The following is a 22,143-nucleotide window of genomic DNA, read 5'->3' on the forward strand; positions in this document are numbered from 1 at the left end:
GCACATCCCGGGGAGGGAGGTGCGGGCCCGCCGCTGTGGAGGTGCCCCGCTGTGGTCAGCGTGGGCGGCCCGGGCAGTCAGCACTGCCCGGCCCGGCTACCGGTTACTGGACGCGGCCGGTGGCCTTCTTGTAGGCGCGGTAGTCGCCGCGCGCGGCGTGCACCGAGAAGAAACCGGCGAACAGGACGACGACACCGACGATCAGGCCGATGATGCCGATCATGTTGCCCTGGTCCGCCATCGGGGACGTCGTGTCCGAGCCTGCGGCGAAGCCGTAGACGAAGGTGCCGAAGCCCGCCAGGGAGACGAGGATCAGGCCGACGCCGATCCACAGTGAGCTCTTCGTCAGCGAGGTGTGCGGCGAGTCCCAGCTCGACGGCACGTAGCCGTCCAGGTAGGCCGGTTCACCGGCGAACATGACCTCACGGTCTCCATGGGAAGACATTGATTCCTCTTTCATCGGTCCGGGTGTGGAACGTCCAACAGTCAGGTGCCAGCTTAATCCACGGTCGGCCGGGGAACCGAGCGGACCGGGCCGTCGGCTCCCCTGCACGGGTGTGGTGGCTAGTCGTCCTTGCTGCCCTTGAAGGCGGCGCGGGCGCGCTCCTTCGTGATGGCGGCGACGGCGGTCAGCGGGATACCCGCCGGGCACACGTCGGCGCACTCGCCGTACAGCGAGCACGGACCGAAGGTGCCCTCGACCTCGTCGACCATGTTGCGGGCACGGCGGCCACGCTCCATGCGACCCATCGGGGACAGCGTCATGTGGACCAGCTTCGCGCCGGTGAACAGGTGCGCGGCACCGTTCGGGCAGGCGGCGACGCAGGCGCCGCAGCCGATGCAGGCGGCGTGGTCGAGCGCGAGCTCGGCGTCGTGGTGGTTGACCAGGAGGCTGTCGGCGTCCGGAGCGGTACCGGCGACGATCGAGACGAAGCCGCCCTTCTCCATGACGCGGTCCAGCGCGGACCGGTCGACGACCATGTCCTTGATCACCGGGTACGCGGCGGAACGCAGCGGCTCCAGCTTGATGGTGTCACCGTCGTTGAAACCGAAGAGTCGCTGCTGACAGGCCGGCTTGTTCTGGTCCGGGCCGTGGGGCCGGCCGTTGACCATGAGGCCGCAGGTACCGCAGATGCCCTCGCGGCAGTCGGAGGCGAAGGCGAAGGGCTCCTTGCCCGCCTCGACGTAGCCGGTGTTCACGTGGTCGAGCAGCTCCAGGATGGACATGGACTCGACAGCGTCAGGAACGGACACGGACTCGAAGTGACCCTCCGAGTTGCGGTCCGCCTGCCGCCAGATCTGAAGATTCAGTTTCATTACTTGTAGTTCCTTGTCATCAGCGGAATGCGATCGAAGTACAGCGGCTCAGAGTGCCGGATGAACTTCTCGTCGCCGTTCGGCTCCCAGGCGGAGATGAAGCACCAGTTGTCGTCGTCGCGCTTCGCCTCGCCCTCGTCATCGAGGTGGTCCTCGCGGTAGTGGGCGCCACAGGACTCGTCGCGGTCGAGCGCGTCGACGCACATGAGCTCGCCGAGGTCCAGGTAGTCGGCGACGCGGATGGCGTACTCCAGCTCCTGGTTCATCTCGTCCTTGCCGCCGGGCACGAAGACGTTCTCCCAGAAGTCCTTGCGGACCGCGCGGATCTCGTCGATGCCCTCCTGCATGTCCTTGACGTTACGGGCCACACCACAGCAGCGGTAGAGGATCTCACCGAGCTGGCGGTGGTAGTGCTGCGCACCGTGCGGGTTCGGGCCACGGATGTTGAGGATGTGGTCGATCCGGTCCTCGGAGCGCTTCAGGGCGTCCTGCGCGGCCTTGGAGTGGTCGTCCGGGGCGTCCTTGCCCAGCAGCGGGGCCAGGTAGTTCGGGATCGTGAACGGCAGGGTGAACCAGCCCTCCACCGAGGAGGAGAGCAGCGAGTTCGCGCCCAGCCGGTTCGCGCCGTGGTACATCCAGGAGGACTCGCCCGAGCAGAAGAGGCCCGGGATCGAGGTCATCTCGTGGAAGTCCGTCCACAGCCCGCCCATGGTGTAGTGGCAGGTCGGGGCGATGCGCATCGGGGTCTTGTACGCGTCGTCGCCGATGGCCTCCTCGTACATCTGGATGAGGTTGGAGTACCGCTCCCGGATGACATCCTCGCCGAGGTTGGCGATGGCGTGCGTGAGGTCGAGGTACACCGAGTTCTTCTTCGGACCCACACCGTAGCCGGCGTTGATCTGCTGGGCGTTGGCGCGCGAGGCGATGTCGCGGGGCACCAGGTTGCCGAACGCGGGGTAGCGGCGCTCGAGGAAGTAGTCGCGCTCGTCCTCGGGGATCGTCATCGGGTCGCGGTCGTCGCCCTTGGCCTTCGGGGTCCAGATGCGGCCGTCGTTGCGCAGCGACTCGGACATCAGGATGGTCTTCGACTGCCAGTCCGAGTTGACCGGCAGGCCGGTCGGGTGGAACTGCACGAAGGACGGGGACGCCATGTAGGCACCCTGCTCGTAGGCACGCATGATCGCGCTGGCGTTGGAGTTCTTGGCCAGCGTGGACATGTGGTACACGTTGCCGTACCCGCCGGTGGCGAGAACGGTGACGTGGCCGGTGTGGGCCTTGAGCTCACCGGTGATGATGTTGCGGGCGATGATGCCCTTGCACACGCCGTCCTCGACGATGATGTCCTGGACGTCGTTGTGGGTGTAGATCTCGACGTTGCCGGCACCGATCTGCCGGTACAGCGCGGAGGTCGTCGCCAGCTGCAGCTGCTGACCGGTCTGACCGCGGGTGTAGAAGGTGCGGGAGACCTGCACGCCACCGAAGGAACGGTTGGCGAGGGTTCCGCCGTACTCGCGGGAGAACGGGGCGCCGATGGCGTTCATGTGGTCGATGACCTTCGGCGATTCCATCGCCAGGCGCCAGCAGTCGTTCTCGCGGCAACGGTAGTCGCCGCCCTTGACCGTGTCCTTGGTGTGGTTGTACGTCGAGTCGTTGTCCAGGCGCTTGGAGCGCGAGGAGTTCACGCCGCCCTGGGCGGCGATCGAGTGCGCACGGCGGGGGCTGTCGTGGTAGGTGAAGACCTTCACGTCGTAGCCCAGCTCGCCGAGGGCGGCTGCGGCGGCACCGCCGGCGAGGCCGGTACCGACGATGAGGACCTTGAACTTCGCGCGGTTCAGCGGCGACACGAGCTTGAAGTGCTCCTTGTCGAACTGCCACTGCTGCTGCTGACCGACCTCGTGCGGGGCATTGTCCTTGAGGACCTTGCCGACCGAGACGCCGGGCACGGCGGATTCCGGGGCGGTGAAGGCCGCCACGGCCTCGTCGTAGTTGAAGTCCGCGGTCTGGTTGTGCGGGTGGGGCTTGCTCATACCCATAAGTGTTCTCTTCTCCTTGTCCAGATCCGCTAGCTACCGAGTCCGCAGAGGACGGCCACCGGAATGGAGATGTTCCCGATCATGATGATCGCCGGCACGATGTAGGAGATCCACAGGATCACCTGACGCCAGCGGTGCCCGGTGATGCCCAGGTCCGAGGACGCGAGCCAGATACCGTGGCTCAGGTGCAGGAACAGCACGAGCATGCACAGGATGTAGATGATCGCGACCCACGGGCGGTCGAACGACGAGACGAGGTTGTTGTACGCCTGGTTGTGCTCGAAGGAGCTGCTGGCGACGCCCTTGCCGATGGTCAGGTCGAGGATGTGGAAGATGATGAACAGCAGCAGCACGGCACCGGTGCCCAGCATGGAGCTGGCGGTGAACACGTTGAAGCTCTTCACCTTGCCGGTCCGCTTGAAGCGGCCGCGGGACTGGTGGCTGCGGCCCTTCAGCGCGAAGGCGCACCACACGTGGAGCACGAGCGCGATGATCAGGATCACACGCAGGGCCCACAGGATGCCCTCGCGGGGCACCAGCGGCTCACCCATGCGGCGCAGGAAGTCCGCGTAATCGTTGAAGTGGTCGGCACCCATGTAAATCTTCAGGTTGCCGATCATGTGGAACAGGACAAAAAGGGCGAAGATGAGGCCGGTCACGGCCATCGTCAGCTTCATCGCCCAGGAGGGGAATCCCGGCTTCTCCCTCAGGGGTTTGATGTTCACTTTCCCGTGCGCCAGTGCAACGGGATCATCGTATTTAACAGTCATGGCACCTCCAGTGTCCTTGCCACCATACGACTGGGATAGTGGCTGACACTAACCGGACCCCCCTCGAGTGAAAAACATCACGTTTACCCCCGGGCGACCACGGCCGATCCCCCATAACACGAGGTAAGGCTAACTTTTTAGGGCGCCGCGACCCCCGGCGCGGCGTCCCTGACAGTTATCTTGACATCACTGTCTGCCCGGTGACCGTCACCGGAGTGGTACCGACCTCGATCTCCTGACCGCACACCCGCAGCGGGCCGACGAGCCCCTCCCCGCCGTCGATGATCTGCAGGGTCACCTCCCCGTCAGTCACCGTCACGGCCACGACATAGCCCAGCAGACTCAGATGGAACTGCAGCTTCTCCCACCCGTCCGGGAGGCGCGGGTCGATACTGAACCGGCCACCGTCGTCCCGGAAACCGCCGAAACCGTACACCAGCGAACTCCACACCCCGCCGCAGGACGCGATATGCACCCCGTCGGTCGTGTTGCCGTGCAGATCGGTGAGGTCCAGGAGCAGACCGCGACGGAAGAAGTCCATCGCCTTGTCGCCGTCGCCCAGTTCCGCGGCCATGATGGACTGCACCACCGCCGACAACGACGAATCCCCCGTCGTCAACCGGTCGTAGTAGAGGTAGTCGCGCCGCTTGACCTCCTCGGGGAAGATCGACCCGCGCAGGAACAGCGCGAGGACGACATCCGCCTGCTTGAGGATCTGGTACCGGTAGATCGTCAGCGGGTGGTAGTAGAGGAGCAGCGGACGCTTGGGCCCGGTCTCCGGGTCGTCGAGGTTCCACAGCTGCCGGTTCATGAACTGGTCGTCCTGCGGATTGACCTGCATCCGCTCATTGAACGGGATGTACATCACCTCCGCGGCATGGGCCCACAACGCCACCTCATCCTGTGACAGTGCCGCCCGGGCCACGAGATCGCCGAAGGCGTCCGGCCGGTCCGTCGCCATCTGCCGCAGCACCTCGGAGGCCGCCCGCAGCGTGAACTGGGCCATGACATTGGTGTACAGGTTGTTGTTCACCACGGTCGTGTACTCGTCCGGGCCCGTGACCGAATGGATCTCGAACCGGTCGCCGGACGCACTGAAGAAGCCCAGCGACATGAAGAACCGCGCCGTGCCGACCAGGATGTGGATCCCCTCCCGGAGCAGGAAGTCCGTGTCCCCGGTCGCGTAGACGTACTTCATCAGGGCATAGGAGATGTCCGCGTCGATGTGGTACTGCGCGGTCCCCGCGGCGTAGTAGGCGCTGGACTCGTGACCGTTGATCGTCCGCCACGGGAACAGGACGCCGTCGTGCGAGAGCTCCCGGGCCCGCTCCGCCGCCGCGGGCAGCATCTGGTAGCGGAACCGCAGGGCGTTCCGGGCGAACTGCGGACTCGTGTAGGTGAGGAACGGGTTGACGTAGATCTCCGTGTCCCAGAAATAGTGCCCGCCGTAGCCGGAGCCGGTCAGCCCCTTCGCCGGCACCCCCTGGGTCTCCGCCCGCGCGGACGCCTGCACCAGCTGGAACAGGTTCCACCGGATCGCCTGCTGCAGCGCCGGATGGCCCGGCACCCGGACATCCGAGCGCCGCCAGAACCGGCCCAGCCAGTCCGCCTGGTTCGACTGCAGCGTGTGGTAGCCGACCGCCTTGGCCCGGTTGATCGTCCGGGCACAGCGGAACGCCAGTTCCTCGGCGTTGACGTGCCGGGAGGAATGGTAGGAGACGAACTTCTCCAGCCGTAGCCGCATCCCCCGCCGCCCGTTGAGGTGGTAGACCACCCGGGCGACGTCCTCGCGCAGTTCGGTGTGCATCTCCACACCCTCGGCGCGGGTGTCCCCGGGCTCACCGCCCAGATCGAGGACATGGTCCATGCTCACCGCCACGGTCATCCCCGAATTGGCGATGCGGTAGCCGAGGGTGACCCGCTGGTCCTCCGGGTGCGCCTGGTAGGTCGGTTCGAAGACCCGGCCGCTGAACTGCTCGTTCTTCCGCGGGTCGAAACCGGCGGACGCCGCACCGGACGCTGTGCCGGCTGTGCCGGCTGTGCCGGCTATGCCAGCTGTGCCCGCTGCCCCGGCTGCACCTGTGGCCCCGTCGGGACCGGATTCCGTCGACGTCGCGTGGTGGCCGAGGATCGTCGAGAACTCGTCCTCCCCGTCCTGCCGGTTGAGGATCTGGGAGGAGACGACCACGGCGGCGTCCGCGTCGAGCAGTTCGACCTCCAGACTCATGATCGCCAGATGGCGTTCCTGGAACGAGACCATCCGGTCGGTGATGACCCGCACCCGCTTGCCTGCGGAGGTACGCCAGATGAAACTGCGGCGCTCCACCCCCTCGCGAAAGTCGATGCCCCGCCCGTAGTCCTCGACCTCCACCGCGCCGAGACGCAGTGGCTCATCGTCGATGTACAGCCGCATCGCCTTGGCGTCCGGCACCTGCACGATGGCCTGACCCTCGCGGGCGAGCCCGTAGGCGTTCTCGGCGTGCTCGATGTCCCACGTCTCGTGCACACCGTTGATGAAGGTCCCGTGTTCGGCGGAGTCCCGCCCCTCGGCCGGGTTGCCGCGCATCCCCAGATAGCCGTTGCTCAGGGCGAACAGGCTCTCGGAGACGCCCAGCGGCGTCCGCTCCGGGATCCGCTCGTGCCAGCCCCACTCGTCGACCGGATTGTTCTCCCGGTCGAGCAGGTCCGCCGGGTCCACCCCGCTGTGATGCATGTCGGTCCGGTAGCCGGGAGGGAAGAACAGGTCCTCCCCGGCCGCATCAGCACCGGGCCCGCCGGGCCCGCCGAGCCCACCGGGACCACCGAGGTCATCGAGCAGGTCGCTGTCGATGGGCCGGTTGATCACCGACGCCACCCGCCGACGCTGTGCGAGGAACTCCTCGAGCCGGGCATTGTCGTCGGCGTTGCCGTCACCGCTCATGAATGTGACCTTTCCCATGGTTGCTGTGTTCTGACAGTTCTGACGGTTCTGACAGTCCTGAAAGTCCCGGCAGTTCCCGTGCTGTTCCCGTGCTGTTCCCTGTTCCGGGGTCGTGCGCGCCCACCCTAGAACGTCCCGACGAAATCGCCGGGATCGGCGACGACGACATCGGCGCCGGCGTCCAGCAGTGCCTGCCGCCCCGCGCCGCGGTCGACCCCGACCACCAGGCCGAAGCTGCCCGCCCGACCCGCCGCGACGCCCGAGGTGGCGTCCTCGACGACGACCGCCCGGTCCCGCGGGACGCCCAGCACCGCCGCCGCGTAGGCGTACGTGTCCGGCCGCGGCTTGCCCGGCAGGCCGTGCTCGGCGGCGGTCCCGCCGTCCACGACGAGACCGAACCGGTCGAGCAGCCCCGCGGCGGTGAGGACCCGACGGGCATTGCGCGACGAGCTGACCACGGCGACCTGCACCGGAGTCGGCTCCAGCGCATCGAGCAGCGCCACCGTCCCGGGGTAGGGGTCGATGCCCCGGTCGAGCAGCCGGAGGAACTCCGCGTTCTTCCGCAGGCCCAGTCCGGTGACCGTGTCGTCCGCCGGATCGTCCGCCCCGGCCCGGCCGGCGGCCGCCCGGTCCTCCGGAAGCCCGATGCCGCGGGACTCCAGCAGGCTGCGGACGCCCTCGAAGCGGTTGCGGCCGTCGAGGTGGTCGAAATAGTCCTGCCCGGTGTAGGGGGCGACGTCCTCGCCCGTCCGCGCGGTCCAGCCGGCGAAGAAGTCGGTGAACATCGCGGACCAGGCCGCCCGGTGCAGATCCGCGGTCGGGGTGATCACACCGTCCAGGTCGAACAGCACCGCGTCGTAGGCGGTCAGGTCGTATCCCGTCAGATCGGTGGTGTCACTCATCGCATCAGCCTCCTCGCGGCATCGGTGTGGCACCGGTGTGGTGACGTCCCCATCCTAGGTGGCCCGGCGGACGCCCGCGCGGTGTACAGCTGCGCAGTGACGCAGAAAGGTCCGGGGAGCGGTCACGATGACCACTCCCCGGACCTTCCCGGACCTTCCCGGACAATCCCGGACGTTCACGTCCGGCGCGTCACACGGTGCTACGCGATGCCGTGGAGCTCCTTGAACTCCAGACGACGGGCGTGCAGGATCGGCTCGGTGTAGCCGGAGGGCTGCGAGGTGCCCAGCAGGATGAGATCGCGGGCAGCCTTCCAGGCCACGGAGTTGTCGTAGTCCGGCGCCATGTCGCGGTAGGCCTCGTCACCGGCGTTCTGACGGTCGACGACCTGGGCCATCCGCTGCAGCGCCTCGATGACCTGGTCCTCGGTGACCACACCGTGCTTCAGCCAGTTGGCGAGCAGCTGCGAGTTGATGCGGCAGGTCGCGCGGTCCTCCATGAGGTCGATGTCGTGGATGTCCGGCACCTTGGAGCAGCCGACACCCTGCTCGACCCAGCGGACCACGTAGCCCAGGATCGACTGGCAGTTGTCGTCAAGCTCCTCCTGGATCTCCTCGGGGGTCCAGACCGCCTCGTCCTCGCCGACCTTCGCGGCCGCCACAGGCACGGTCAGGATGCCCGGGAGCGAGTCACGGCGTCCGTCCGTCATGAGCTTCTCCTGGACGGCGAAGACGTCCACCAGGTGGTAGTGGGTGGCGTGCAGCGTCGCACCGGTCGGCGAGGGGACCCACGCGGTGGAGGCACCCTGCTGCGGCTGGCCGATCTTCTGCTCCAGCATCTCGGCCATCAGGTCGGTCTTGGCCCACATGCCCTTACCGATCTGCGCCTTGCCGGACAGGCCGTGGGCCAGACCCGCGTCGACGTTGTTGTTCTCGTAGGAGTCCATGAACAGGGACGCCTTGAGCTTCGGCTTGCGGTACATCGGGCCGGCCAGCAGCGAGGTGTGGATCTCGTCGCCGGTGCGGTCCATGAAGCCGGTGTTGATGAAGGCCACGCGGTCGGCGATCGCCTCGATGCAGGCGTCGAGGTTGACGGAGGTGCGGCGCTCCTCGTCCATCAGACCGATCTTCAGGGTGAAGCGCGGCAGGCCGAGGAGATCCTCGACGGAGGCGAACAGGTCGTTGGTGAAGGCGGACTCCTCCGGACCGTGCTGCTTCGGCTTGACGATGTAGATCGAGCCCTCGCGGGAGTTCCGGCGCGGGTTGTCGACGTCCATGCCGGGGATACCGCAGGCGGCAGTCAGGACGGCGTCCATGATGCCCTCGAAGATCTCCTCGCCCTCGGCATCGAGGATCGCGGGGTTCTGCATGAGGTGGCCGACGTTGCGGCACAGCATGGAGGACCGGCCGTGCAGCCGGATCTCGCCGCCGTCGCGGCCGGTGAAGTAGCGGTCGTCGTTCTGCTGGCGGGTGAAGGTGCGGCCGTTCTTCGTGATCTCCTCGGCCAGGTCACCCTCGTTGAGGTGCAGCCAGTTGTGGTAGCCGAGGACCTTGTCGGTCGCGTCGACGGCGGCGATCGAATCCTCGAAGTCCATGATCGCGGTGACCGCGGCCTCGATGACGATGTCCTTGACGCCGGCCTTGTCGGTCTTGCCGATCGGGGACTCCGGGTCGATCTGGATCTCGATGTGCAGGCCGTTGTGCTTCAGCAGGATGCCGGTCGGCGCGGTCTTGTCGCCGGCGTAGCCGATGTAGACCTCGGGCTGCTGCAGGTGGACCTCGGCACCGTCGATGACGGCGGTGAAGCGGTCACCGGAGATGTCGTACTTCTCGACGTCGGCGTGGGAGCCGGACTCCAGCGGGACGGCTTCGTCGAGGAAGTTGCGGCCCCACTCGATGACCTTGTCGCCGCGGACCTTGTTGTAGCCCTTGCCCTTCTCCTGGCCGTTCTCCTCGGAGATGGCGTCGGTGCCGTAGAGCGCGTCGTAGAGGGAACCCCAGCGCGCGTTGGCGGCGTTGATGGCGAAGCGGGCGTTGAGGATCGGGACGACCAGCTGCGGGCCGGCGGTCGTGGCGAACTCGGCGTCCACGTTCTGCGTCCGGATCTCGAAGTCCGCCGGCTGCTCGACGAGGTAGCCGATCTCCTTGAGGAACGCGGTGTACGGCTCCGCGTCCTGCTTGCCCGGGTGGTCGGCGTACCACTGGTCGAGCTTGGCCTGCAGGTGGTCACGCTTGGCGAGCAGCTCGCGGTTGCGCGGGGTGTACTCGGCGACGATGTGTCCGAAACCGTTCCAGAACTTCTCCTGGTCCACCCCGGTGCGAGGCAGAACCTCACCGTTGACGAAGTCGAACAGGGTCTTCGCGACCTGGAGGCCTCCGGCGGTGACGCGTTCCGTCTGCTGTGTCATGGAAACTCCTTCGTTTCACGTACTCGACTGTGGCGCAATACGGCTCCCAGCGTAGGTGAGTCAGGTCACCGGGACAGCAAAGCGTGGCTTCCGCCTCCGGCCGCCACCCCCGCGTTCCACCCCGTTCCGGACAGTCCGCCGGGCCGGGTTGATCACAGTATGGTATGGGAAACCGTCGGGAACATCGCACGTCACACCACCCAGCGAACGCATGTGCCACCTGTTGGGACACAAAAATTCACAATGTGGAATACCGTACGATCGTCCCGTTTGCTGGGCGACAAATCACCCCCGCGGTGGCCCGGATCACCAACCACCTTTGACGTGGCCTTTCCCATCGGTATCCTCGTACCTGCTGCTGCGGACGGTGTGATCCGTCCCACCGTCCGCGGCCCGCGTTGTTACCGCCAATCTCTCACCACTTCAAGGGAGTGAGTCTTTACATGTCGAACGTCGGACAGGCACGTACCGCCGCCGAAATCCAGAAGGACTGGGACGAGAACCCCCGCTGGACGAACGTCAAGCGCGACTACACCGCTGAGCAGGTCGCGGAGCTCCAGGGCACCGTCGTCGAGGAGCACACCCTCGCCCGCCGCGGTTCCGAGATCCTGTGGGACGCCGTCAACCAGGAGGGCGACGGCTACATCAACGCCCTCGGTGCCCTCACCGGTAACCAGGCCGTCCAGCAGGTCCGTGCCGGCCTGAAGGCCGTCTACCTCTCCGGTTGGCAGGTCGCCGGCGACGCGAACCTCGCCGGCCAGACCTACCCGGACCAGTCGCTCTACCCGGCCAACTCCGTGCCGAACGTGGTCCAGCGCATCAACAACGCCCTCTCCCGCGCCGACGAGATCTCCCGCGTCGAGGGCGACGACTCCGTCGACAACTGGCTCGTCCCGATCGTCGCCGACGGTGAGGCCGGCTTCGGTGGCGCCCTCAACGTCTACGAGCTGCAGAAGGCCATGATCAACGCCGGCGCCGCCGGTACCCACTGGGAGGACCAGCTGGCCTCCGAGAAGAAGTGCGGCCACCTCGGTGGCAAGGTGCTCATCCCGACCCAGCAGCACATCCGCACCCTGAACTCCGCCCGCCTCGCCGCGGACGTGGCAAACACCCCGACCGTCGTCGTCGCCCGTACCGACGCCGAGGCCGCCACCCTGATCACCTCCGACGTCGACGAGCGCGACCACGAGTTCCTCACCGGTGAGCGTTCCGCCGAGGGCTACTACTACACCAAGAACGGCCTCGAGCCCTGCATCGCGCGTGCGAAGTCCTTCGCTCCGTACGCCGACCTGATCTGGATGGAGACCGGTACCCCGGACCTGGAGCTCGCCAAGAAGTTCGCCGAGGGCGTCCGCTCCGAGCACCCGGACCAGCTGCTGGCCTACAACTGCTCCCCGTCCTTCAAGTGGTCCGCCCACCTGGACGACGACGAGATCGCCAAGTTCCAGAACGAGCTGGGTGCCATGGGCTTCAAGTTCCAGTTCATCACCCTGGCCGGCTTCCACGCCCTGAACTACTCCATGTTCGATCTGGCCTACGGCTACGCCCGCAACCAGATGAGCGCCTTCGTCGACCTGCAGAACCGCGAGTTCAAGGCCGCCGAGGAGCGTGGCTTCACCGCCGTCAAGCACCAGCGCGAGGTCGGCGCCGGCTACTTCGACCGGATTGCCACCACCGTGGACCCGAACTCCTCCACCACCGCCCTGAAGGGCTCCACCGAGGAGAAGCAGTTCTAGTTCTCCCCACCGGGACAACTGAACCGCCTCTGACCGGGGCGACGGTCACTGCACAACGGTGACAACGCACAGGAACACCGCCTGTCCTGCGACAACACGCAGGACAGGCGGTGTTTTGCGATGTCGCGCCCCCCGCGCGCCCCTGTCATCTGCCCGGCAGACCAACCGTCCGCCCGGCAGGCCAACCGTCCGCCCGGCAGGCCACCTGATCGGCTGGCAGGCCACTTGTCCATCCGGCAGGCCAACCGTTCGGCTGGCAGGCCAAAAGTACGGCGACACCCCAGGTGAACGTCGTTTTCGCCTGCCAGTCGGACAGATGCGCTGCCACGTCGGCGCCACCGCCCTCTCACACCACAGCACGTCGGCGCCACCGCCCTCCCACACCACAGCACGCCGGCGCTGTATCCCCTTCCCCCGAAGCCCCTCCCCTAGCGCGGCCGCCGACGCTGCCTGCGGAACCGTGACGGCGGCTTGTCCTCGTAGAGCCCGGTGATCTGGCGCCGCTGGTGCTCACGCCGGTTGTACGTCGCCTCACGGATCGCGTCGTCCCGGTCGAAGCTCGACCCGATCGCCCCCGCCAGCGTCCCGAGAGACGCGGTCAGCCACGCCAGCTTGCCGTAGCCCCACGGGAACGCCTCGTCGCCGACCTGCTGCCGGAAGAAGTTGGTGTCCACGATGACGACCGACACGACGAGCAACGCCACGAACACCGTCGTGTAGATCATCACCGCGGCGATGAGCACCGTCCCCAGCGTCGCACGGTTGTCCATCCGGGCACGCCACTGCGCGACACTGTCATTGTCGCGGTCGGGCCACCGGTTCCACAGTCCGTTGTGGTAGATCAGCCAGAACGACAGGGCACCGACGGCGAAGACGCTGATACCGGCCATCCGCAGGACCGAGATTGTGTGGGACATCTGCCACATCGACCCGTAGAAGATGCCGTAGGCGCCGGTGGCCACCGCGATCGCCAGACATCCGGTGAGCACCCGGTACAGCTGTTCGGGCCGGTTGCCGGAGATCATGCCGAGCAGCAGCCGCAGGCCACGGCCCCGGCCGTCGATGACGCGGGTGACGTCGGCGTCGGCGTCACCACCTTCGATGTCGGCACCGGCGTGGACGCTCTCCCGCACCCCGGCCCCCGCCGGCTTGCCGCGCAGCAGCCGGCTGATCTCCTGGCGCAGGCCTTCCTCGGCGCGCAGCACCCCGAAGGCCGGCAGGCACAGCATGGTCACCGTGCCGTGGTGGACGGTCTGGCTGATGACGGGACGCCGCGTGGTGAGCGGCAGATCCGTGACGTAGATCATCCGGTCCCAGCCCTGCGCGGTGAGGATCCCGGGGGCACTGTCGGACAGCCGGACACTGCCGTCGAGCCGCATGGGCAGTGTCGAGGTACGCACCTGGACGCGCGGGTGGCCGCTGGCGCGGAGCTCGTCGTCGGTGATGTCGGAATCGTCGGGTCGGATCCCGAGGGTGCCGAGGACGCGGATGACCCGTTTCTCGGGCAGGCCGGGGTCCACCATGACCCCGATGACGGTGACGTGGCGGGACGCCATGAAAGCGTCGGTGTCGGCCTCGGGATCCGGACCGGTCCCGGTGTCAGGCTCGTCCCCGGGTTCGTATCCACCCGTGTGTGCTGGCTCGGACATGGCCAGCATGATACCCGACACAACAGGAGGGTCCCGGCACCGTGACGGTGCCGGGACCCGGTTGCTGCGGGGAGCTCACAACCTACAGGTTGATCATGTGCCCTTCGATCCCCTCGACGGCCTCCTTGATGGCCTCGGAGAGGGTCGGGTGGGTGTGGACGTTGCGTCCGATCTCCTCGGCGGTGAGGTCGTAGCGCTGCGCCAGGGTCAGTTCCGGCAGCAGTTCGGAGACGTCCGGGCCGACCAGGTGGGCGCCGATGAGCTCGCCGTACTCGGCGTCCGCGATGACCTTGACGAAACCGACGGCCTCGCCCAGGCCCTGGGCCTTGCCGTTGGCGGAGTAGGGGAAGGTCGCGACCTTGATGTCGCGGCCGGCCTCCTCGGCGCGCTTGCGGGCGGCGTCCTCGGTGTAGCCGAAGGACGCGACCTGCGGGTTGCAGAAGGTGGCGCGCGGCATGTTCATGTAGTCGCCGAGTTCCTGGGTCTCGGCACCGGCGATCGTCTCGGCGGCGACGACACCCTGTGCCTCGGCGACGTGGGCGAGCTGGAGCTTCGCGGTGACGTCACCGATGGAGTAGATGTGCGGCACGTTGGTGCGCATCCGCTCGTCGATGTCGATGGCGCCGCGTTCGGTGAGCTTCACGCCGGTCTTCTCCAGGCCGAAGCCCTCGACGCGGGGGGCGAAGCCGATGGAGACCATGACCCGGTCGGCCTTGATCGTCTCGGACTTCGAGCCGTCGGCGGACTCGATGTCCACCTCGACACCCTTGTCGCCGCCGAGGTCGCGGACGGCGGTGGTCTTGTGCCCGGTCTTGAGGGTCACGCCGAGCTTCTTGTACTGCTTGGCGATCTCCTTGGAGACGTCCTTGTCCTCGTTGGGCAGGACGCGGTCCATGAACTCGACGATGGTGATGTCCACGCCGAAGTTGGAGAGCACGTAGGCGAACTCCATGCCGATCGCGCCGGCGCCGATGATGACCATGGACTTCGGGGCGTCCGGGTCGAGGATCTGCTCCTCGTAGGAGACGATGTTGCCGCCGATGGTCACACCGGGCAGGGACTTGACGACCGAGCCGGTGGCGATGATCGCGTTGTCGAAGGTCACCGTCTTGCCGGCGTCGTCACCCTCGGTCACCTCGACGGTGTGGTCGTCGGTGAAGGTGCCCAGACCGTTGATCTCGGTGATCTTGTTCTTCTTCATGAGGAAGTGGACACCCTTGACGATGCCCGCCGAGACCTTGCGGGAGCGCTTGTGCGCCACCCCGTAGTCCATGGAGATGTTGTCACCGGTGATGCCGAAGGTCTTGGCTTCCTTGGTGAGGATGTGCGAGATCTCGGCGTTACGGATGAGCGCCTTCGACGGGATGCAGCCCACGTTGAGGCACACCCCGCCCCAGTACTGCTTCTCGATCACAGCGGTCTTCAGACCCAGCTGTGCCGCTCGGATGGCGGCGACGTACCCGCCGGGGCCCGCGCCGATTACTACTACGTCATAATGTTCAGCCACGGAAGCTATGATACGTCGTTTCCGGCGTGGCGCACCTCACCGGGTGCGGCGGACGTGATGCAGGAGCGCCCAGGGAAACAGAACGCCTGTCAGAGGGACGCTCAGAAGAACCGGGCCCAGAGTGCGTAGGCCCCGTCGAGGAAGCCGTTGGCGGCGTCGCCGAGGAACGTGTTGACGGTGACGATGAGCTGGTCGAGCGGGGCGAGGTTCACAGGGGTGGCCTTTCGGTCTGCGGGGTCGTCTCAGGAAGAGATGTTTCGCCGCACATGTTACTGTGACCTCATTGACTGTGCTGTCCGGAGGTACCCGGAGCACGGCACCGACGCCCCCGCCGGCACCCCAGACGTTTCTACCGTGAGGATCCGATGAGCTCGACCCGCCGCCACGCCACCACCGGGATGTTCCGCTCCCGCCGCATCGCCGCCGCCGCCCTGGCTGCGGCGCTTCCGCTGTCCGTCGCCACCGCGGTCGGGACCGCCGGCACCGCCGCCGCCGAGGACGCCCCGGCTGCCGCGACCGTCCCCGAGGCCTTCCCCACCCAGGCCGAGGCCGAGAAAGCCGGCTACGTCCCGGCGAAGGAGGCGGGCTGGCGCAAGTGGGTCTACCTGCAGGAGGACAAGACCGACGACAACGGCCAGGTCAGCAAGGCCGGCGACCGGTACACGCGGATGGAGGAGCTGCAGGTCCACTCCCCGTCGATGGGCCGGGACATCCCGATCGTCACCATCCGCGCGAAGGAGGACGCCGCGAACGCCCCGACGCTCTACCTGCTCAACGGCGCGGACGGCGGATCGGGCCGGGCGAACTGGCTGGAGCAGTCCAGCGCGATCGACTTCTACGCCAACAAGGTCCAGAACGTGAACGTCGTCATCCCGATGGCCGGCGCCTTCTCCTACTACACCGACTGGCAGCAGCCCAGCGTGTTCGACAAGGACGGCAACGAGAAGGGTGGCGTCCAGAAGTGGGAGACCTTCCTGACCAGCGAGCTGCCCGGGGTCATGGAGAAGAACCACCTGAAGACCACGAACGAAAAGCGCGCCATCGTCGGCATGTCGATGTCCGCCTCCACCACCCTGGTCTACGCCGAGCAGCACCCGGGCCTCTACGACGCGATCGGGTCCTTCTCCGGCTGCCCCGCCACCAGCGGTGGTCCGGCCAACAGTGTGGACGCCGTCTTCGGCGCCAAGGGCGGCCAGGTCTCCTACGAGCAGATGTGGGGTGACCGCGACGGTGACATCGCGCACCGCAACGACGCCCAGCTCAACGTCGACAAACTGCGCGACCAGCACAACATCTACGTCAGCAGCGGCACCGGCCTGATGGGTGAGCACGACGTGCCCAGCGGTGACATCCTGCGCGGCAACGCCCTCGGCTCCGTCACCCCGGCGGTCGAGGGTGGCGTGATCGAGGCCGCGACGAACAACTGCACCCACGCCTTCAAGGCGAAGGCCGATCAGGCGGGGATCAACCAGGCGAACAACAACCTGGTCTTCGACTTCCACCCGACCGGGACCCACCAGTGGGGCTACTGGCAGGACGACATGATCAACTCCTGGCCGACCATCGCCGCCGGTCTCGGCCTCGGCGAGGGTGCGCAGCAGCTCTCCGACGAGTACGCCACCGAGTACCGGGCGGACCACCAGGGCGTCGGCTCCGCCGTTCCGCCGCTCGGCTGACCCCGACCGGACTGATCCGTACCACCCGCATCCTGACCGCGGCGACCTGTGTCGTCGCGGTCTCGGGCTATGCGGTCATCGTCGTCGCCGGGCACGCCCTGACTCCGGCGGACTACCAGCGTTTCACCGTCTACTGGGGGCTGTTCTTCGCGCTCACCGGGGTGCTCGACGGGCTGCTGCACGAGACGACCCGGTCGGTCGCCGCGGCACAGTCGGCCCAGCCGGCACACTCGGCACACTCCGCCGCCCACCCACCGCGTCCTGCACGACCAGCGGTGGTCGCCGCGTGGACCGGGCTGGCGGCCGCCGCCCTCACCCTGCTCAGCTCCCCCTGGTGGGCCGACCGGCTGGTCCCCGGGTCAGGTCCGGTCGCCGCGGTGCTGCTCGCCGCGGGCCTGGCGAGCTACGCGGTACAGGCCGCGGTGTGCGGACTGCTCAGCGCCACCCGGCAGTGGCCCCGCTACGCCGCCCTCATCGCCGTCGACAGTGCGGTGCGTGTCGTCCTCGCACTCCTCGCCTGGGCGGCGGGCCTGGATCTGACGGCGTTCCTGCTGGTGACGGTCGTCGGAGCGGTGACCTGGGGCGGCGTCCTGCTGCTGCCCGGTGCCCGCGGCGACCTGGCACGGCGGGCGGACGCCCCGACGCCGGTGTTCCTGCGCCGCACCGGGGCGGCGATGGCGGCCTCCGGGGCATCCGCACTGCTCATCACCGGATTTCCGGTGCTGTTCACCGTGACCGCACCGGCCGGTACGGCCCCCGGGGCCCTGGCCGGTGTGATCACCGCGGTGACCGTGACCCGGGCCCCGCTGCTCGTCCCGCTGCAGCGGTTCCTCCCCGCCCTCATCGTCCGCTCCGGGTCCCGGGGGCCGCGCGCCCTGCTCCGGCCGGTGGCCGCCCTCGCCGCCGGGACGGTCGTGGTGGCATACGGACTGTGGTGGCTGGGTCAGCCGGTGCTGCGCTGGTTCTTCCCCCCGGAACTCGTCGCCGGGCCCGGGACCCTCGCCGGCCTCGGTGCGGCGTCCGGCGCCGTCGCCCTGCTCATGCTCACCGGCGCCCACGTCCTCGGCGCCGGACACCACGCCCGCTATCTGGCGGGCTGGGTCACCGCCACCGTCGTCGCCGCGGCGCTGCTGACCCTCGGGACGGACCCCGCCCCCCGGGCCGTCCTCGCACTCGGTGCCGCCCCGCTCGCCGGGGTGGCGGTCCATCTGCTGCCGGTTACGCGGCGGCGTCCTGTGCCGGAGCCGCTGCCCGACGCTCCCCCGGAATGTTCCGCCGGGAGAACACGGCGACCACGATGACCGCGAGCACCGCCATGACCACACCGAAGCCGAGCATCGACGGGTAGGTGAAGGTCGAGGACAGCTTGGTCAGGATCATCGGGAAGAAGAAGCCGATGTAGGTCAGGGTGTAGAAGATCGCGGTGAGTCCGCCGAGGTCGTCCGGGCCGGCGATGCGCTGCACCTCGGTCAGGCCGGAGACCATGCACACGCCGTAGCCCAGACCGAGCACGACCGCGACGACGATAGTGTTCCACACCGCGATGTGGTGTGCGGAGAACGTGGCGATGACCATGCCGATGATGACGAGGACCATGCCCACCAGCGGGCCGCGGGCGTTGTGCTCGGAGTTGATCTTCGGACCGAACTGCTGGATGCCGAAGCCGAAGCCGAGGCAGACGACGGTGAGCAGGGCGGAGAAGGCGATCGGCGAGGAGACCTGGTCCTGGACCAGCCGCGGCATGATGGCGTAGGACACGCCGGCAGCGCCGAAGACCCAGGGGGCGATCGGGGTGACGATGGTGAGGAACCGCGGGTGGTGGGCGGACGGGGTGAACAGGTCGGCCCAGAACGAGCCCTTGACCTTGAGGTGGGCGGACTGGCGGGTCTCCGGGACGGTGAGGAGGCCGACGACGGCGATCAGCGAGATGACGATGTGGACGATGTACGGCAGCTGGCCGGGCGCCGGGCCCCACTGGGCGAGGATGCCGGCGACACCGGCGCCGAGGCCGAAACCGGCGGTGTTGGACATCGCGGCACGCTGTGCGCCGGAGGCCGGGCCGGCCTTCGGGTCGAAGTCGGGGGTGGACAGCTCCTTGATCCACGAGCCGCCGGCGGACATGGCGATGCCCACGCCCACGCCGGCGAGGATGCGGCCGACGAAGATGAGCCACTCGGTGGTCTCACCGCTGGCGATGAGGATGCTGCCGAGCAGGGCGATCAGCGGGGCGGGCAGGACGACGGGTTTGCGGCCGTAGCGGTCCGACAGGGGCCCGCAGATCAGCAGGCCGGCGACGATACCGACCGCGTAGGAGACGAGCAGCGAGTCGACGAAGACGTCACTGAAGACGCTCTCGCCGCGGTAGAACACGAGCATCGGGGTGGCCTCGTTGCCGCCCCAGGCGACGCTGAACACGGCGAAGGCGACGAAGAGCCAGGCCCGGGCGTCCCGGGAACGGCGACCGGAACCCGTCGCGGGGACGGGTTCCGGGTATAGAGAGGGGATCGGTTCGTTCGGCTGCCCTGTGGTCATGCCACACATCTTAGGCCCGCCGTCAAATCCGTGACCTGGCAGGGGCCGCTTTGCGGGGCTTTTCCGTATCCTGTGGAGTATGTCCAACTCCACACAGGAAGACGCCGCCACCGGCGCCGCCGCCTCCGCTGCCGCCGCCTCCGTCCCGGCCGGGCTGCCCCGCCGCACCACGGACGGCCCGGCGAAACTCCGCATGAAGGCGGACGCCGCCCAACGTGCCGCCATCGCCGCCGAGCTGCAGGCCGCCCTCGACGGCCCCTACGCCGCCTCCCGCGCCGCCGCCCGCGACCTCATCACCGACCGGGACCTGCGGCCCGATGACACGCTCCCCCTCGACGAGGCCCGCGAACGCACCCTGTCCCAGCTGTTCGACCTGCTGGCCACCGGTGCCCCGCGCGGCGCCTTCCGCACCGACCACGGCGGCACCGGCGACATCGGCGCCACCCTCTCCGCCATCGAGACCGTCGGCGGTGCGGACCTGTCGCTCATGGTCAAGGCCGGCGTCCAGTGGGGCCTGTGGGGCGGTGCTGTGGAGAACCTCGGCACCGACCGCCACGTGCCGCTGATCAGGGACATCATGGAGCTGCGCGTCCCCGGGTCCTTCGGGATGACCGAGCGCGGCCACGGCTCCGACGTCCAGGCCCTGGAGACCACCGCCGTCTACGACCGGGCGACCCACGAGTTCGTCATCCACACCCCCACCCCCATGGCGGAGAAGTGGTACATCGGCAATGCCGCCAAGCACGCGACGATGGCCGCGGTCTTCTGCCAGCTCTACACCCCGGCCGGGGACTACGAGGAGCAGGCCGCCGGAGCGGACGCCACGTCGGTGCCGGAATCCTGGGGAGATTCCCACGGCGTGCACTGTCTCGTCGTCCCGCTGCGCGACGCCGACGGGAACGCCCTGCCCGGGGTGGGAATCGGCGACCACGGCTACAAGGGCGGGCTGAAGGGCGTGGACAACGGCACGCTGCGCTTCGACCACGTCCGCGTCCCGCGGGAGAACCTGCTCAACCGCTTCGCCGACGTCTCGGAGGACGGGGCGTACTCCTCCCCCATCGAGTCCGACGGCGCCCGGTTCTTCACCATGCTCGGCGCCCTGATCCGCGGCCGGATCACCGTCGGCGCCTCCGCCGGCTCCGCCGCCCGTACCTCGCTGACCATCGCCACGAAGTACGCCACGAAGCGCCGCCAGTTCGCCCCGGACGACTCGATGCCGGAATCGCGCCTCATCGAGCACCGCAAGCACCGGCTGCGCCTCATCCCGCTCATCGCGAAGTCCTATGCCATGCAGCTGGCGTCCAACAAGCTGATCTCCCGGCTCGCCGAGCTGGAGACCACCGTGCCCGACCGCACGGCCATGACGAAGGAACAGTCCGCCAACCAGCGCGAACTCGAGGCACACGCCGCCGCGCTGAAGGCCGCCGGCACCGCGCACGCCACCCGCACCATCCAGGAGTGCCGGGAGGCCTGCGGCGGCGCCGGCTACATGGCCGAGAACCTGCTCACCACCTTCAAGGGCGACTCGGACGTCTTCACCACCTTCGAGGGCGACAATGTCGTCATGATGCAGCTCGCCGCCAAGGAACTGCTCACCGGCTTCTCCCGGGAGATGGGCAACCTCGGCCCGCTGGAGGTCGTCCGCTTCGGCCTCGACAGTTTCGGGACGCTGCTCAAGCGCCGCACCGCCGCGGAGAAGATCATCCAGTCCCTCGTCGACTCGGTCACCGACCGGGAGACCACCTCCCTGTTCGACCCCGCCTACCAGGTCGAACTGCTCACCGAGCGGGAGAACCGGCTGCTCATGAGCCTCATCCGCCGCATCCGGCCCGCCCAGAAGATGGACACCGCCGATGCCGCCGCCCTCGTCGACAGCACCCAGGACCACATGCTCAGCTGCGCCTGGGCACACGTCGACCGGATCGTGCTGGAGGCCCTCCTCGAAGCCGAGGCCGGGCTGCCCGACGGGCAGGCCAAGCAGATCATGGAGCAGATCCGCGACGTCTACCTGCTCAGCCTCATCAACGACAACAGCGGCTGGTACCAGGAACAGAACATCCTCAACGGGGCGCGCACCAAGGCCGCCCGGGCCGCGCTCAACGACCTCGTCGATTCGCTCGGCCCCTGGGCCGAAACGCTCGTGGACGCCTTCGCCGTGCCGGAATCCGTCCTCGACATCCCGCTGCTCGCCGACGTCAGCGATCCGACCGCACTGACCTTCCGGTGTGACACGGACCCCGCGGCGGGGATGTAGGGGCGGTCACCGTGCGGCTGCTGCTCAACATCATCTGGCTGGTGCTGTCCGGCTTCTGGCTGTTCTGCGCCTATGTCCTCGCCGGACTCATCGCCTGCGTGCTCATCGTGACGATCCCGTTCGGGATCGCCTCGTTCCGCATCGCCGGCTACGTCCTCTGGCCCTTCGGGCGCCAGGTCGTCGACGCCCCGGGCGCGGGTGTGGCGTCCGGCATCGGCAACGTGATCTGGTTCCTCGTCGCCGGACTGTGGCTGGCGATCGGGCATATCGCCACGGCGCTGGCACTGGCGGTCACCGTCATCGGCCTGCCGCTGGCCTGGGCGAACCTCAAACTCATCCCGGTGACGTGCTTCCCCTTCGGCAAGCGGGTCGTGAAGTCCCGCGACCTGGCGCACGCGCCGGTACCGGTGCAGTACTGACCGGTGCCGGTCGGTGCCGGCCG

15 protein-coding genes are annotated in these 22,143 nt (G+C 68.0%); 5 read left to right on the top strand and 10 right to left on the bottom strand.

Features of this window, described 5'->3' with window-relative positions:
• Window positions 1–103: 103 nt before the first annotated feature.
• From FSW06_RS07370 to FSW06_RS07400, 7 genes are all read right to left on the bottom strand, one after another.
• The gene (locus FSW06_RS07370; RefSeq protein ID WP_029449662.1) at window positions 104–445 is read right to left on the bottom strand and encodes a hypothetical protein; all 342 of its coding nucleotides are present in this window, start codon (window positions 443–445) and stop codon (window positions 104–106) included.
• 119 nt (window positions 446–564) lie between these two features.
• Complete coding sequence (locus tag FSW06_RS07375; RefSeq protein WP_010120960.1) at window positions 565–1,317, bottom strand: succinate dehydrogenase/fumarate reductase iron-sulfur subunit; 753 nt, start codon at window positions 1,315–1,317, stop codon at window positions 565–567.
• The gene (locus FSW06_RS07380; RefSeq protein ID WP_010120961.1) at window positions 1,317–3,350 is read right to left on the bottom strand and encodes a fumarate reductase/succinate dehydrogenase flavoprotein subunit; all 2,034 of its coding nucleotides are present in this window, start codon (window positions 3,348–3,350) and stop codon (window positions 1,317–1,319) included. The genes FSW06_RS07375 and FSW06_RS07380 overlap by 1 nt, the downstream gene beginning before the upstream one ends.
• Before the next feature lie 29 nt (window positions 3,351–3,379).
• Window positions 3,380–4,120 (bottom strand): succinate dehydrogenase cytochrome b subunit, encoded by a 741-nt coding sequence (locus tag FSW06_RS07385; protein ID WP_029449665.1) that lies wholly within the window; start codon window positions 4,118–4,120, stop codon window positions 3,380–3,382.
• Between the two features lie 175 nt (window positions 4,121–4,295).
• The gene (locus tag FSW06_RS07390; protein WP_029449668.1) at window positions 4,296–7,040 is read right to left on the bottom strand and encodes a glycoside hydrolase family 65 protein; all 2,745 of its coding nucleotides are present in this window, start codon (window positions 7,038–7,040) and stop codon (window positions 4,296–4,298) included.
• A 125-nt stretch (window positions 7,041–7,165) separates the two neighbouring features.
• The gene (locus FSW06_RS07395; RefSeq protein ID WP_010120964.1) at window positions 7,166–7,942 is read right to left on the bottom strand and encodes an HAD family hydrolase; all 777 of its coding nucleotides are present in this window, start codon (window positions 7,940–7,942) and stop codon (window positions 7,166–7,168) included.
• 200 nt (window positions 7,943–8,142) lie between these two features.
• On the bottom strand, window positions 8,143–10,347 hold the full coding sequence (locus FSW06_RS07400) for a malate synthase G (protein WP_010120966.1): 2,205 nt from the start codon (window positions 10,345–10,347) through the stop codon (window positions 8,143–8,145).
• A gap of 443 nt (window positions 10,348–10,790) precedes the next feature.
• Here FSW06_RS07400 and aceA point away from each other — a divergent pair, with 443 nt between their 5' ends.
• The gene (aceA, locus tag FSW06_RS07405; RefSeq protein WP_010120969.1) at window positions 10,791–12,083 is read left to right on the top strand and encodes an isocitrate lyase; all 1,293 of its coding nucleotides are present in this window, start codon (window positions 10,791–10,793) and stop codon (window positions 12,081–12,083) included.
• A 428-nt stretch (window positions 12,084–12,511) separates the two neighbouring features.
• On the opposite strand, the gene FSW06_RS07410 is transcribed toward aceA, so the two are convergent.
• Entirely contained in the window at window positions 12,512–13,732 is a 1,221-nt protein-coding gene (locus tag FSW06_RS07410) for a hypothetical protein (protein ID WP_238525968.1), read from the bottom strand.
• 82 nt (window positions 13,733–13,814) lie between these two features.
• Window positions 13,815–15,239 carry a dihydrolipoyl dehydrogenase gene (lpdA, locus tag FSW06_RS07415; protein WP_010120973.1) on the bottom strand — a complete coding sequence of 475 codons (1,425 nt, stop codon included), beginning with the start codon at window positions 15,237–15,239 and terminating at the stop codon, window positions 13,815–13,817.
• 365 nt (window positions 15,240–15,604) lie between these two features.
• Between lpdA and FSW06_RS07420 the strand changes: the two genes are divergently transcribed.
• On the top strand, window positions 15,605–16,915 hold the full coding sequence (locus FSW06_RS07420) for an alpha/beta hydrolase (protein WP_010120975.1): 1,311 nt from the start codon (window positions 15,605–15,607) through the stop codon (window positions 16,913–16,915).
• 161 nt (window positions 16,916–17,076) lie between these two features.
• Window positions 17,077–18,216: a hypothetical protein gene (locus FSW06_RS14500; protein ID WP_158005220.1), complete on the top strand. Its 1,140-nt coding sequence runs from the start codon at window positions 17,077–17,079 to the stop codon at window positions 18,214–18,216.
• Here the strand turns inward: FSW06_RS14500 and FSW06_RS07430 are convergent.
• Window positions 18,134–19,447 carry an MFS transporter gene (locus FSW06_RS07430; RefSeq protein ID WP_010120979.1) on the bottom strand — a complete coding sequence of 438 codons (1,314 nt, stop codon included), beginning with the start codon at window positions 19,445–19,447 and terminating at the stop codon, window positions 18,134–18,136. The genes FSW06_RS14500 and FSW06_RS07430 overlap by 83 nt on opposite strands.
• Before the next feature lie 79 nt (window positions 19,448–19,526).
• Here FSW06_RS07430 and FSW06_RS07435 point away from each other — a divergent pair, with 79 nt between their 5' ends.
• Window positions 19,527–21,701, top strand: coding sequence for an acyl-CoA dehydrogenase family protein (locus FSW06_RS07435; RefSeq protein ID WP_010120982.1), 2,175 nt, complete (start codon window positions 19,527–19,529; stop codon window positions 21,699–21,701).
• 11 nt (window positions 21,702–21,712) lie between these two features.
• Window positions 21,713–22,120 carry a YccF domain-containing protein gene (locus tag FSW06_RS07440; RefSeq protein WP_010120983.1) on the top strand — a complete coding sequence of 136 codons (408 nt, stop codon included), beginning with the start codon at window positions 21,713–21,715 and terminating at the stop codon, window positions 22,118–22,120.
• Window positions 22,121–22,143: the final 23 nt, after the last annotated feature.

This window comes from Corynebacterium nuruki S6-4, assembly GCF_007970465.1.
GTDB lineage: Bacteria > Actinomycetota > Actinomycetes > Mycobacteriales > Mycobacteriaceae > Corynebacterium > Corynebacterium nuruki.

Coding starts and splice junctions, on each gene's coding strand:
- FSW06_RS07435 (WP_010120982.1), top strand. CDS start 19,527: ATGTCCAACTCCACACAGGAAGACGCCGCCACCGGCGCCGCCGCCTCC.
- FSW06_RS07430 (WP_010120979.1), bottom strand. CDS start 19,447: ATGACCACAGGGCAGCCGAACGAACCGATCCCCTCTCTATACCCGGAA.
- FSW06_RS07370 (WP_029449662.1), bottom strand. CDS start 445: ATGTCTTCCCATGGAGACCGTGAGGTCATGTTCGCCGGTGAACCGGCC.
- FSW06_RS07420 (WP_010120975.1), top strand. CDS start 15,605: ATGAGCTCGACCCGCCGCCACGCCACCACCGGGATGTTCCGCTCCCGC.
- FSW06_RS07400 (WP_010120966.1), bottom strand. CDS start 10,347: ATGACACAGCAGACGGAACGCGTCACCGCCGGAGGCCTCCAGGTCGCG.
- FSW06_RS07375 (WP_010120960.1), bottom strand. CDS start 1,317: ATGAAACTGAATCTTCAGATCTGGCGGCAGGCGGACCGCAACTCGGAG.
- FSW06_RS07380 (WP_010120961.1), bottom strand. CDS start 3,350: ATGGGTATGAGCAAGCCCCACCCGCACAACCAGACCGCGGACTTCAAC.
- aceA (WP_010120969.1), top strand. CDS start 10,791: ATGTCGAACGTCGGACAGGCACGTACCGCCGCCGAAATCCAGAAGGAC.
- FSW06_RS07385 (WP_029449665.1), bottom strand. CDS start 4,120: ATGACTGTTAAATACGATGATCCCGTTGCACTGGCGCACGGGAAAGTG.
- FSW06_RS07395 (WP_010120964.1), bottom strand. CDS start 7,942: ATGAGTGACACCACCGATCTGACGGGATACGACCTGACCGCCTACGAC.
- FSW06_RS07390 (WP_029449668.1), bottom strand. CDS start 7,040: ATGAGCGGTGACGGCAACGCCGACGACAATGCCCGGCTCGAGGAGTTC.
- FSW06_RS07410 (WP_238525968.1), bottom strand. CDS start 13,732: ATGTCCGAGCCAGCACACACGGGTGGATACGAACCCGGGGACGAGCCT.